General features: G+C 48.6%; 11 protein-coding genes. 6 read left to right on the top strand and 5 right to left on the bottom strand.

The window, feature by feature from the left end:
• Position 1 precedes the first annotated feature (1 nt).
• Entirely contained in the window at positions 2 to 145 is a 144-nt protein-coding gene (locus ACJJIN_RS00985; RefSeq protein ID WP_413662825.1) for a hypothetical protein, read from the bottom strand.
• A gap of 157 nt (positions 146 to 302) precedes the next feature.
• On the opposite strand from ACJJIN_RS00985, the gene ACJJIN_RS00980 reads away from it, so the two are divergent.
• From ACJJIN_RS00980 to ACJJIN_RS00960, 5 genes are all read left to right on the top strand, one after another.
• Positions 303 to 1,034: a cupin domain-containing protein gene (locus ACJJIN_RS00980; protein WP_444896528.1), complete on the top strand. Its 732-nt coding sequence runs from the start codon at positions 303 to 305 to the stop codon at positions 1,032 to 1,034.
• A 19-nt stretch (positions 1,035 to 1,053) separates the two neighbouring features.
• Entirely contained in the window at positions 1,054 to 1,920 is an 867-nt protein-coding gene (locus ACJJIN_RS00975; protein WP_444896527.1) for an SDR family oxidoreductase, read from the top strand.
• Between the two features lie 463 nt (positions 1,921 to 2,383).
• Positions 2,384 to 4,459: a S9 family peptidase gene (locus ACJJIN_RS00970; protein WP_444896526.1), complete on the top strand. Its 2,076-nt coding sequence runs from the start codon at positions 2,384 to 2,386 to the stop codon at positions 4,457 to 4,459.
• A gap of 166 nt (positions 4,460 to 4,625) precedes the next feature.
• A complete protein-coding gene (locus tag ACJJIN_RS00965; RefSeq protein WP_444896525.1) occupies positions 4,626 to 6,680 on the top strand; it encodes an alpha/beta hydrolase family protein in 2,055 nt (684 codons plus the stop codon).
• A gap of 119 nt (positions 6,681 to 6,799) precedes the next feature.
• On the top strand, positions 6,800 to 8,755 hold the full coding sequence (locus tag ACJJIN_RS00960; protein WP_444896524.1) for an alpha/beta hydrolase family protein: 1,956 nt from the start codon (positions 6,800 to 6,802) through the stop codon (positions 8,753 to 8,755).
• 82 nt (positions 8,756 to 8,837) lie between these two features.
• Here the strand turns inward: ACJJIN_RS00960 and ACJJIN_RS00955 are convergent, their stop codons facing one another.
• From ACJJIN_RS00955 to ACJJIN_RS00940, 4 genes are all read right to left on the bottom strand, one after another.
• The gene (locus tag ACJJIN_RS00955; RefSeq protein WP_444896523.1) at positions 8,838 to 9,299 is read right to left on the bottom strand and encodes a Spy/CpxP family protein refolding chaperone; all 462 of its coding nucleotides are present in this window, start codon (positions 9,297 to 9,299) and stop codon (positions 8,838 to 8,840) included.
• A 266-nt stretch (positions 9,300 to 9,565) separates the two neighbouring features.
• On the bottom strand, positions 9,566 to 9,934 hold the full coding sequence (locus tag ACJJIN_RS00950; protein ID WP_413662832.1) for a hypothetical protein: 369 nt from the start codon (positions 9,932 to 9,934) through the stop codon (positions 9,566 to 9,568).
• 6 nt (positions 9,935 to 9,940) lie between these two features.
• Positions 9,941 to 10,483: a flavodoxin gene (locus tag ACJJIN_RS00945; RefSeq protein ID WP_413662833.1), complete on the bottom strand. Its 543-nt coding sequence runs from the start codon at positions 10,481 to 10,483 to the stop codon at positions 9,941 to 9,943.
• A gap of 221 nt (positions 10,484 to 10,704) precedes the next feature.
• The gene (locus ACJJIN_RS00940; RefSeq protein WP_413662834.1) at positions 10,705 to 11,169 is read right to left on the bottom strand and encodes a Spy/CpxP family protein refolding chaperone; all 465 of its coding nucleotides are present in this window, start codon (positions 11,167 to 11,169) and stop codon (positions 10,705 to 10,707) included.
• A 168-nt stretch (positions 11,170 to 11,337) separates the two neighbouring features.
• On the opposite strand from ACJJIN_RS00940, the gene ACJJIN_RS00935 reads away from it, so the two are divergent.
• The gene (locus tag ACJJIN_RS00935; protein ID WP_413662835.1) at positions 11,338 to 12,042 is read left to right on the top strand and encodes a response regulator; all 705 of its coding nucleotides are present in this window, start codon (positions 11,338 to 11,340) and stop codon (positions 12,040 to 12,042) included.
• Positions 12,043 to 12,048 lie beyond the last annotated feature (6 nt).

Here is a 12,048-nt window from a genome sequence, read left to right as displayed (position 1 = left end):
TTCATGGCTGGGGCAGTAAAACTCCAGTAGGTTTATCTTGCCAAAAACTGGCTACCTCTTGAATATTACTATTCAGCGTATTTGCCAACTCTGCCAATACAACATCCCATTGCTCCAGACCGTGCAGGGTGGCTCGGGCCGACACAATTTATCGAGAGCAACATCTATCGCCAAGTTGGATTAGACTACTAAATGAGTTGCGGCAGAGATACTTAGTGAATCGCGCCGACGACCACCAACCGCTCACTGATTCTCGAGTCGCGCGGCTCCTGCCACCAACTCGAGCCCTCGAGAAAGACGCCATGAAAAGCGTAATCAAGTTGGACCCGCACAACCCAAGTGGCGAAGGCCTTGAGTCCTGGGCTGTCATCCCTCCCTCTTTTCTTACCGGCCCGACACCTATCCAGCGAGGGTATAAAGCCTTTGAGCGCAACGGCCTCTGCACTGGGACCTGGGATTGCTCTGGCGGAAGCAGCACAGGGCTCAATCCCTATCCACTCTTTGAGTTCATGCTTCTGATCGAGGGCCACGTCGGCATTATCGACGAAACAGGACACAAAGAAGTTATCTCTGCTGGAGAGCCGTTTTTCCTCCCGCAAGGCCTTAATTGCGCATGGGACATGCCGGTATACTACCGCAAGTACTTTATCAATTTATTCAATGATGAGTATCCTGCAGAGACTGATCCGTCTAAGCTGAGAGTCGTGCGCCCGCTTCCAAACATTTCAGAAGACGACTGCAAAGAGACCAGTCTCAGCACTCTAGAGCCACACCAAGCCCGGCATCTGGCATACGAGTCTGGTGATGGCAGGATCCAGGTCGGCACATTAATATCCGGCCCTTGTCGTTGCGATATCACAGATTTCAGTCGGAGCGAGCTGATATGTATGCTGGAGGGGTCGGTACGGGTCACAACGTCAAACGGCGAGGAGGCCTTCCACGCCGGCGACAGCTTCTTCGCACCATTGAATGCCCCGGTAGGGTGGCACGCCGACAAACCTTTTCGCGCATTCTTTTGCGCAGTCTGGCCCTGAGCATCAATGGATCACATCGATGACTGTCCTCATCTTTGGCGGCTCAGGAAACGTTGGCCGGGCCCTCATTCCGATCTTATATGCGAGTGGAGCAAAGATCCGGGTCGCCACACGATCGACTGCCTATGCCGCAAGTCTCCCCGATGATATTGATACAGTCATTGCCGATATGGACGATCCTTCCACCCTGAGGTCCGCATTTAAGGGAGTTGAGAGTGTCTTTCTTCTCATCGCAAATAGTCCCAAGGAGACTCATCAAGGCCTCTCCACACTGGCGATCGCCGCTGAATCACCCCCCAGGCACATCGTTTATCTATCGAGCGATCTTGCAGTTCGCGCACCGATGATTCCCCATGCGGGTGGAAAATTCGCCATTGAAACAGCGCTGCGAGCAAGTGGGATCGCGCACACGATACTACGGCCCACCTACTTCGCTCAGAATGATCTTGTTCAGAAGGATGTGATCACTGCAGGTGCTTATGCAACGCCGTTGGGGCCCCACCCGGTTGCACGCATCGATACCCGTGATGTTGCGCTCGCAGCAGCTACAGCACTCTTAGACATAAGGGCGAAGAACGAAGTATTTCTTTTGTCGAGTTTGGATGCCCCTAACGGCAATGAAACCGCTGCACTCTGGTCCATAGCACTTGGTCGCGCCGTCATCTACCCTGACCTAACGCCGGAAGACTTTGCCAACAGCATCGAAACCATGGTGCCTCCGTGGCTGAATTTCGATCTTCTGGTCATGCATCGCTGGTTCAAAACAAACGGCCACCCAATCCATCAGGAAGATCTCGAGGCTCAAGCCGCACTTTTGCCGCAAGGTCCGCGAAGCTATCGAAGTTTCGTAGAGGAAACGGCCAACACATGGCAGAGTGAAACCTAAAGCCACCAAGTACCGTAGCTCACCTCCTTTTCAATACAGCCGCTATTATCGTAGGGGTAGGTCGCCCTTTGTGCCATTAGCCCAATACACACCCAGATCCCATTAGTACCGTGCCCACCAGAATTGTGGTTACCGAATTAGAACCCGAAAAACTACTATTCGCACAGTGTGACGAAATGGTTGGGGTCGACCAGTTTGATACTCTCAAAGATATTTATCGGAAAGTACTAACAGAGCTACCATTTCGATTAACTTGGCTTAGTTTGCGGGCTCAAAAAAGGAGAAAGTATAAAGTTTGCTTTTGACTTGCCCCAACTTTCCTCACTGGGAAAGTAAAACACCAAAAGGTTTATACGCCAAATAAACTGACTATTCTCTCAATACTGCATTTCAGCGTATTTATCCCTTCTGGCACAATCCCTTCGATATGCTGAATCCAACAATAAAAAGGAGCTCACGGACCATGGATAGGTTTATAACGTTTATCGCTGCGGCAGTTATAGCAAGCCCGGCATTTTCCACCCACGCAAATACAAATGAACATTCACCCAATTTTAGCTACGAGGATATTTTCGACCTGGAGTACGCCAGCGACCCACAGTTTGGCACTAACGATAAAAATATTTATTACGTACGCAACTCCCTGAACAAAATGGCAGATACCACAAGGGCAAACCTCTGGTATATCAGCGATGATGGCAAAGATCATCGCCCCCTAACTTCAGGAGATTTTCACGACCTCTCGCTACATCTATCTCCAGATGGAAAAACCATTGCCTTTATCAGCGACAGGAGTGGAAAGCCCCAGATACATTTGTTGTGGCTGGACAATGGTAAAAGTGAGCAAATTTCCCATCTACCCAAAGCCCCATCAAATATCCAGTGGTCCCACGATGGTCAGCATATAGCCTTCACCATGTTCGTGCCCGAGAACAAACCGCTGCCAGTGGAGCTTCCCACACCACCAGAAGGGGGCGAGTGGGAGGAAACACCTCAGTTTATCGACAAGAGCTTGTATCGCATTGAGGGCCAGGGATACTTAGAGCAGGGTAATTCACAGGTTTTCATGATTTCCCGTGAAGGAGGCACTCCCCGTCAGCTCACTAGTGGGGACTACGAGCACAACAGCCAACTCAGCTGGGGCAAAAATAATAAGGCCATTTACTTTTCAGCAAATCGCCACCCAAATCATGAAATTGAACTGCTGGATTCAGAAATTTACAAGGTAAATATCAACGATGGAAATATTGAGCAAGTAACCGAGAGATTTGGCCCCGATTTTCAACCTCAAATCTCACCCGACGGAAGAAAGCTGGCATATTTAGGCTATGAAGATCAGCGGTTTTCCTACCACCAAAACACTTTGCGAGTGATCGACCTCGCTAGTGGAAAAAACCAGCTAATAAAAACTGCCAGCGATCGTAGCGTTTCCGATTTTCAGTGGCTCGCTGACAGTAAGCGTATTGCTTACAGCTATGACGATCATGGCTCAACCAAAATTGCCATTAAGAAAATTGGCGGAAAGGAAACCTTGATAGCGGATGACGCCGGTGGACTGACACTAGGCGCGCCCTATAGTTTTTCAGATTTTGCTGTCTCCAAACGTGGAAACGTAGTTTATACACAAACCACACCTCAAGTTCCCGCAGAACTTGCAATTTCTCGTGGCGGCAAGATAAAAATTCTCACGGCGATCAACAGTGATTTGATACCTCTACGCAATATGGCCCATGTGGAAGAGATCAACTATAAATCCAGCTTCGATGGTCGCAATATCCAAGGCTGGATAGTCTACCCCCCAAATTTCGACCCCCAAAATAAATACCCCCTGTTACTTGAGATTCACGGTGGCCCACTATCTAACTACGGCCCGCGCTTTTCTGCCGAAATGCAACTATTTGCCGCCGCAGGCTATGTCGTGCTCTACACTAACCCTCGCGGCTCTACCAGCTACGGCAATGAGTTTGCCAACCTGATCCATCACAACTTCCCTAGCCAGGATTACGATGACCTAATGGCAGGTGTCGATGCAGTTATCGCCCAAGGCTATATCGATGAGGATCAATTATTTGTCACAGGTGGGAGTGCCGGCGGCACACTGACAGCCTGGATTATCGGTAAAACTGAACGATTTAGGGCTGCGGTAGTTGTCGCACCGGTAATCAATTGGGAGAGCTTTGTTCTAACTGCCGACTACTCCAAAATATTTACTCGCTACTGGTTTTCCGGGATGCCTTGGGAGGCCCCCGAGGAGTATCGACGCCGCTCTCCACTCACATATATTGGCAATGTCACTACACCGACCATGCTGTTGACTGGAGAAAACGATTATCGTACCCCAATATCTGAGACCGAACAGTTTTACCAAGCACTAAAGTTAAATGATGTAGAGGCAGCTATGGTGCGCCTTCCAAACACATCCCATAACTTTTCCGATAGACCCAGCAAGAGAATCTCTAAAGTAGCTTCGACCCTCTACTGGTTCGATCAACACAAACCCGATAGAGAAAATGAAAGCGAGGACTTGGCAACCAACTAATTCAAAATTTTACAGGTATATTCGGCCAAATAACGGAGTAGCAGGTCAGCCACCCTGTTGCTCCATCACAGATTATCCCGTCGAGCACACCAGTCAACGGATCACTCCCTTTGTCCCCCCTTCCTCAGGTATCCTCTAGGAAACAAGAAGGAGGAGCCTAAAGATCATGAACCGGCTAATAAAAATTGTCGCAACGATGTTTATCGCCAGCCCTGCGCTCGCTGATAACCAACTACCCAATTTTAGTTACGAGGATGTATTTAACCTCGAATACGCGAGTAGCCCTCAGTTCAGCAGTGACGGGAAAAGTATTTATTACGTCCGCAACTCAATGAACAAAATGAAAGACGGCAAGCGCGCGAACCTTTGGCGTATCGGTACCGATGGCAAAGATCACCGCCCTCTGACCTCTGGAGACTACTCCGATTACTCCCCACAGCTATCCCCAGACGGGAAGACCATCGCTTTTATCAGCACCCGCAGTGGCAGCCCGCAGATCCACCTGCTGTGGTTAGATAATGGCCAGAATCTGCAGATTACTCACCTGCCAAAATCCCCCTCCAATATCCAGTGGTCACGGGATGGTAAGCAAATAGCTTTCACTATGTTCGTACCGGAAAGCAAACCTCTGCCAGTAAAGCTCCCCAGTGCCCCGGAAGGCGCAGAGTGGGCTAAGCCACCACAGTTTATCGACAGCAGCATTTATCGTTCAGATGGCATGGGCTATTTAAAGCAGGGGCATATACAGGTTTTTGTGATCCCTCGAGAGGGCGGTACCCCTCGCCAACTTACCGAAGGCGAGTACGATCACCACAGCAGTCTCGCCTGGAGTAAAAATAACGATGCAATTTACTTCTCAGCCAATCGTCATCCCGATCACGAAATCGAGCTGATGAACTCGGAAATTTACAAGGTGAGCCTACAAAACGGCAGTATCGAGCAAATTACCGAACGTTATGGTCCCGACCTTCACCCGCAGATGTCTCCAGATGGTACGAAGCTGGCCTATTTAGGCTTTGAGGATCAAAAGCTCGGATACCAACAACATACTCTGCGCGTCCTGGATCTCAATAGCGGGAAGTCCCGTAAAATAAAAACTGCCAAGGATCGCAGCATCTCCAACTTCCACTGGCTGGGCGATAGCAAGCGAATTGCCTATAGCTACGACGATCACGGCTCCACCAAAATTGCCATCAAGAAAATTGGTTCCAGCGAAACCCTAATGGCCAGCGACGCTGGAGGCCTTTCACTGGGACGCCCATACTCCAGTGCCAATTTTGCAGTCTCCAAACGCGGGGACATCGCCTACACACAAACGACCCCTCAGAATCCCGCCGAACTGGCTCTAGCGCGCAACGGCAAAACCCAGGCACTCACCGAGCTCAATGGCGACCTGATGCCACTGCGCGAGATGGCAAATATTGAGGAGATCAACTACAAATCGAGCTTTGATGGCCGAGATGTTCAGGGCTGGGTCGCTTACCCACCCAATTTCGACCCCGAGAAGAAGTATCCCCTTCTATTGGAAATTCACGGTGGTCCCTTCTCTAATTACGGCCCCAGATTTGCCGCCGAAGTCCAGTTATTTGCCGCTGCTGGTTATGTTGTTCTGTACACTAACCCCCGTGGCTCCACCAGCTACGGCCATGAATTTGCCAACTTAATTCACCATAACTACCCGAGCCAGGATTACGACGACCTGATCTCTGGCGTCGACGCTGTAATTTCTCAAGGTTATATTGATGAAGAGCAGTTGTTTGTTACTGGTGGCAGTGGCGGAGGCACATTGACAGCCTGGATCATTGGCAAAACTGACCGTTTTAGGGCCGCTGTTGTCGCCAAGCCTGTCATCAACTGGGAAAGCTTTGTCTTAACTGCCGATTATTCCAGGTTCTTTACCAGCTATTGGTTCTCAGGGATGCCCTGGGAGAATCCTGAGGAATACCGCCGTCGCTCACCGCTCACCTATGTCGGAAACGTTACCACTCCCACTATGCTCTTAACCGGGGAAGAGGACTACCGCACACCGATGTCAGAAACAGAACAGTTTTATCAAGCACTAAAACTTAATGACGTTGACGCTGCCATGGTTCGCATTCCAGGGGCATCCCACAGTATCGCTGCCAGGCCAAGTCAGTTAGTGGCAAAAGTTGCATCGATTTTATATTGGTTTGATCAATATAAATCTGAACGAGAGAGTGAAGACTTAGCAATTAATTAGGACTTTTGCACCAATTTAGTCAACTCTTCAGGGCTGGCTCTAAGGAGCCGCCTTCTTTCCCCTGTTTCACTTGCCCGATCTAACGCATAATCAGTACTGCAAAATACAAGGACGAAATTATGCGTAAAATTCTGTTTTTACTTCTTATGTGGCCGACTTTCGTTTTCTCAAGCCTGGTACCGCTTGAAAAGCTTATACGACATGCAGATATTGAAGAAGTTAAAATATCTCCAACGGGCTCACATCTAGCAATAAGAAAGATGCATGAAGGTGAGCGAATACTAGTATTCATGTCTATCGATTCATCAGAATTCACCGGCTTTGTTCGATTTAGAGGCAAGGAGGAAGTTGGTGATTTTTATTGGGCAAATAATGAGAGGGTTGTGATTGAAGTAATGTCACGAAAGGCAGATCTTGAGGCTCCTGTCAGTTATGGATCTCTTTATGCTGTTAATTATGATGGTTCTAAAAGGAAAACAATTTTCGGGCACCTTGCCGGCGAGCGTCAAACTGGAACCCGGTTCAAAAAGGCTGTGTCAACCTATGCCCATGCAACTATTATCGACCCCCTTCCCCAAAAGAAAAAGGAGATACTTATCTCTACCTTTCCCTGGAAAAATGACTGGGAGTCCAAAGGAGAGGTTATCAGACTTGACATATATACGGGGCTGAAAAAAAGCTCTATCGGATTACCGCAAATTTTCGGCCGTGCTTACACTGACGGTTCAGGCAAACTTCTCTATGCTGATGGTACCGATAAAAGTGGAAGGCCTCAGTTATTTTTTCGGGAAAAAAGTGAGTGGCATAGAGTAAAAAATACTGCTTTAGACAGCGCTACTCCGATAGGCTTTAATCCTGAGACAGGTGAATCATACTTAAAAATTACTCGAAACTCACAGACTCAAGCTTTAATCAAGCTAAAACCTGGCTCCGAAACTTTCTCTCAAATTTTTCAACATGAAAAGTCGGATATAGACGACATCATTTATTATCCAAACTCATATAAACCTCTAGGTGTATACCTGCAACCTGATTATCCCACAGAGCACTTTTTTGATGAAGGCGACGGCTTTGCTCCACTTTTTAGAGGATTGAAAAAGGCTTTTCAAGGATTCCATATAGCTTTCACAAGCTTTACAACCGATGGTTCTTTTGGCGTATTAAAAGTACATGGCGATCGCCTACCGGGAGATTACTATCTTGTCAACATGAAATCTAAATCCGTCGATTTCCTAGCAACATCCGCTGAGTGGCTACAACCAGACCAACTAAATCCAATGCTCGCTGATAGCTTCACCACAGAAGACGGCCTGCAAGTGGGCACTTATCTTACCTTTCCACAAGGCTCAAATAAATCACACCCGATGGTTGTATTACCTCACGGAGGTCCCCATGAACGTGATTATTGGGAGTATGATCGCAATGCGCAAATTCTGTCTCAAAATGGATATCTTGTACTTCAAGTTAACTTTCGTGGCTCCACGGGTTATGGCCAGGGATTTTATTCAGCAGGACTCAAGGAGTGGGGAGGAAAAATTCAACAAGATATTGCCGACGCCGTTCATTGGGCCATAGAGAAAGGATATGCAGACCCTGATCGAATTTGCATCTATGGCACTAGCTTTGGGGGTTATTCGGCTCTGATGAATCCTATCCGCAACCCTGATTTATACCAATGTGCTGTAGGTTATGTAGGCGTATACGATTTGGAGATGTTGTACACAAAAGGGGATGTTAAGAGAAGAGATCGAGGCATTGCTTACCTTAAAAAGACACTCAGTAAAGATAAGGACTTTCTAAAAGTCAACTCTCCTGTACACAATGCCGGCAAACTTAATTTGCCAGTTTTCTTGATTCATGGAGAGGAAGACGAGCGAGCCCCCATTGAGCATGCAGAAATGCTAGTAAAGGAATTTAGAAAAGAAAAAAAACCGATTAAAACTCTATTTGTGAAAAATGAAGGACACGGCTTTTATACCGAAGAAAATAGAATGAAACTCTATACAGAACTATTAGAATTCCTAGATCAACATATTGGTGTTGGGGCTAGCGAAACGCAATCTAGCGAAGGGTAAAGAGTTCAATTAAAATGTAGCCCCAGTTAATTTAGGGGCTACATATTTTCAGTTGCTCAGTCACCTCAAGCAGGCTACCCACTCAACCGTGATCGCGATACGCCTTCCACTTCTTCATATGACGATCCTTTTTTTCAGCCTTCAGGGTTTCCAGCTTAGCGAGCTGCTCATCTGTTAATACAGATTCAAATTGAGTGCGCATCTGGTTGCGGCTCTGCATTTTAGCGACTTCCAGTTTGCCAATCTTGGCCCCCAGGCTTGCCAGTGTCTGCTGATCGGCACCGGAACGTATTGCTTCACGCAACTCTTCATACGCTTTGTGCATTTCTTCGCGCTTAGCTATTTTTCCTTCACGGTTGGACTCGCGAAGCTCCTTCAGTTGATCCTTTTGAGCTTCCGTCAGGTCCAGCTCTTTAGCAATTTTTTCTGGTCCATGGCCGCGACCTTCCATACGTCCTTTACCATCACATGCCATACCAACGGCTGGTACTGCTACAACGCCAGCCAAAGCCAAACTACCTACTACAGTTTTCCAGTTTTTCATCGTTCAACCCTCTCGTTTGCATTCAGTAAGTACATAGTAAGTGGGCGCCGTGTAAACGGGGGATAACTGTGGTAAACCTTTGTTAAGAACTCACAACAAGCGCTTTTTATAATAAATACAGTTTACAAAATGCACCGACTGTAAAAAAATTTTCAAATTAATGGTTGTGAAGGGAAATAAAAGAGAGGGATAGAATTTAAGTTAGAAATTTAATCCGGAAGTTATACAGGCCTGACTAGTATAACTTCCACAAGATCAAAATCGTTTTAATGGAGAGCGGCTGAGGAGGGATTTTGTTTCGTATCCACATCTTCCAGTGAGTGAGTCAGAACAAAGTAATAAACAACCTGTTCGCGCCCCTGGACTTCTGCTATCAGGTCAAAGTTGTACTCTCCCCGCTCCCCGGGAGAAATACGCACAGCGGCTATATGTTCAGGCTCAATAAACAGCTCGGCGACGGGTCGTTTACCGCGCATTACCTGAACCAACTTGGTACGGGCATCTTCAGCGGTGAAGCGCCAGTGGTAGTCATCATCATCGTATACTACCGAATCACTACTTCCGGCCCTGACGATGCAATTTGTATGCTCTGCCAGCCAGGGCCAAAACTCGCTGAACAACAGGGAGCTTTTCATAGCGAATCAGTCATCCAACTCAAGAACATCACTATCAAGCGCAAGCTCTTCAGCTATTTGCCGACACCAGCGATTCAGCCGCTCTGTGGTCATCTCTTCCTGCTGGTCTTCATCAATAGCCAGGCCGACAAACTTTGCTTCACCTTCGACTTCAGCTTTTGAGGCTTCATACTCGTAGCCTTCAGTGGACCAGTGACCGACTATAGTGGCTCCTTTTTCCACAATAACATCGTGGAGCATGCCCATCGCATCCAAGAAATAGTCGCCGTACCCAAATTGGTCTCCCAGGCCAAATAAAGCGACGGTCTTTCCGCTAAAATCGATTTCCTGCACATCCTCCCAGAACTCTTCCCAGTCAGATTGAATCTGACCAAAGTCCCAGGTAGGGATTCCAAAGATAAGATACTGATAATTAGCAATATCCAACTGGGTGACATCGGCAATATCAAACAGGTCTACATTGTCTTCGCCAAGGCGGGCGCGGATGCGCAAAGCTACAGACTCGGTATTACCCTCATCACTGCCATAGAACAAGCCGATTTTACTCACAGTCAACCCTCTCCGCCCAGTCCGGGCCGCTACATACTAAATTACAAGGCGGCGTATTCTCCCAGCAATAACCGGGCTCAGCAAGTTACCTATCTGATCAGGTTTCGGCAGGCATAAAGAAAAATGCCCCCGGGGCAGCGGGGGCTAAGGGTTATGAACCTGCTGGGCCTTGGGGAAGGGTGCACCCAGCGGATCGCACAAGGAGTCTTTGGTTGGGGGGCCTAGGACTCTGAATCCTGGCTTGCAGAGCTTTCATCGCGCCGTTTCATTTGGCGCGCTTTGCGCTCACTCTTTAGCTGCTCTAGCTTGGCCTTCTGCTCATCAGTCAGAATGGCCTTAAACTGTTCTTTCATTTCGTTGCGGTTCTGCATCTCCAGAAGCTTTAGCTTGCCTAGCTCTTCGCCCAATTGATCCAGTGTCGCCTGGTCAGCGCCCGACTCAATCGCCGCATTTAATTCCTTGCGCAGCTCGATCATTTGCTCGCGCTGTGCCATTCTCGCCTCTCGGTTGCTCTCCCGGTTGGCCTTTAACTGTGCCTGCTGGCCTTCGGTCAACTCAAGCTGGCGGACCATATATTCAAATCCGCGCCCCTGACCACCTTCACCACCGCCGAAAGCAAGTGCCGCAGGGGCAACCAGAACACCTATCAAGGCCAAGCTTCCCATTGCTTGTTTCCAGTGTTTCATTCCTACTTCCTCATGTTCGCGTTCAGTGACTACATAGTAAGCCCAGCTTGTGTAAACGGGGGAAAACGCCGGTAAACATTTGTTAAGAACGGTAAAAAGCCCTATCGCCAGCGGTAACCAGCGCCAGCGCTTTGCATATAATGGCCACACAGAAACTGAGAGAACGCCATGAGCCGCATCCTTTTAATCGACGATGACACCGAACTCACCGACTTGCTAAGGGAGTACCTTACCGGAGAGGGTTTTCAAGTAACCGCAGCCAATGATGGTGGCCGGGGACTAGAACTCGCTCAGAGCGAGAGCTTTGACGCTCTGGTTCTGGACGTCATGCTGCCCGTTCACAATGGCTTTGAAGTACTGCGCAAACTTAGGGAGGAGGCTTCAGCAGCAAGCCGCTCCCTACCGGTTTTGATGCTTACTGCAAAAGGGGACACTGTGGATCGTATCGTCGGCCTGGAAATGGGTGCCGACGACTACCTGCCCAAACCCTGCAATCCCAGGGAATTGGCGGCCCGACTGCGCGCAGTACTCCGCCGCGGACGAGTCGAAGCTGAAGAGAGCGACGACACTCTTAGCAGCGGCCAGATTCGACTACTGCCTGCAGAGCATCAGGGTTATTGGAACGACCAGGCTTTGGCTCTGACCGGCGCAGAGTTCGCCGTGCTCAAGGTACTGGTTCAGCATGCCGGCGAAGTGGTTGGCAAAGAGGTTCTCACTGAAAGTGCCCTTGGCCGTAAGCTGATGCCCTACGACCGCTCCATTGATGTCCATGTCAGTAACATTCGCAAGAAGCTCGCGGATAAAGGTGCCAGCCGCGACCTAATTATCAATATCCGAGGTGCCGGATACATGCTCACCCAGAGCAAGCAGTAGGTTTTC

Source organism: Microbulbifer maximicatervae (SeqCode) (assembly GCF_052467505.1).
This window is presented reverse-complemented; position numbering and strand designations above follow the sequence as displayed.

Excerpts from the sequence above, each read along its gene's own strand:
- ACJJIN_RS00975 (WP_444896527.1), top strand. The coding sequence starts at position 1,054 with ATGACTGTCCTCATCTTTGGCGGCTCAGGAAACGTTGGCCGGGCCCTC.
- ACJJIN_RS00960 (WP_444896524.1), top strand. The coding sequence starts at position 6,800 with ATGCGTAAAATTCTGTTTTTACTTCTTATGTGGCCGACTTTCGTTTTC.
- ACJJIN_RS00940 (WP_413662834.1), bottom strand. The coding sequence starts at position 11,169 with ATGAAACACTGGAAACAAGCAATGGGAAGCTTGGCCTTGATAGGTGTT.
- ACJJIN_RS00955 (WP_444896523.1), bottom strand. The coding sequence starts at position 9,299 with ATGAAAAACTGGAAAACTGTAGTAGGTAGTTTGGCTTTGGCTGGCGTT.
- ACJJIN_RS00970 (WP_444896526.1), top strand. The coding sequence starts at position 2,384 with ATGGATAGGTTTATAACGTTTATCGCTGCGGCAGTTATAGCAAGCCCG.
- ACJJIN_RS00935 (WP_413662835.1), top strand. The coding sequence starts at position 11,338 with ATGAGCCGCATCCTTTTAATCGACGATGACACCGAACTCACCGACTTG.
- ACJJIN_RS00980 (WP_444896528.1), top strand. The coding sequence starts at position 303 with ATGAAAAGCGTAATCAAGTTGGACCCGCACAACCCAAGTGGCGAAGGC.
- ACJJIN_RS00965 (WP_444896525.1), top strand. The coding sequence starts at position 4,626 with ATGAACCGGCTAATAAAAATTGTCGCAACGATGTTTATCGCCAGCCCT.
- ACJJIN_RS00950 (WP_413662832.1), bottom strand. The coding sequence starts at position 9,934 with ATGAAAAGCTCCCTGTTGTTCAGCGAGTTTTGGCCCTGGCTGGCAGAG.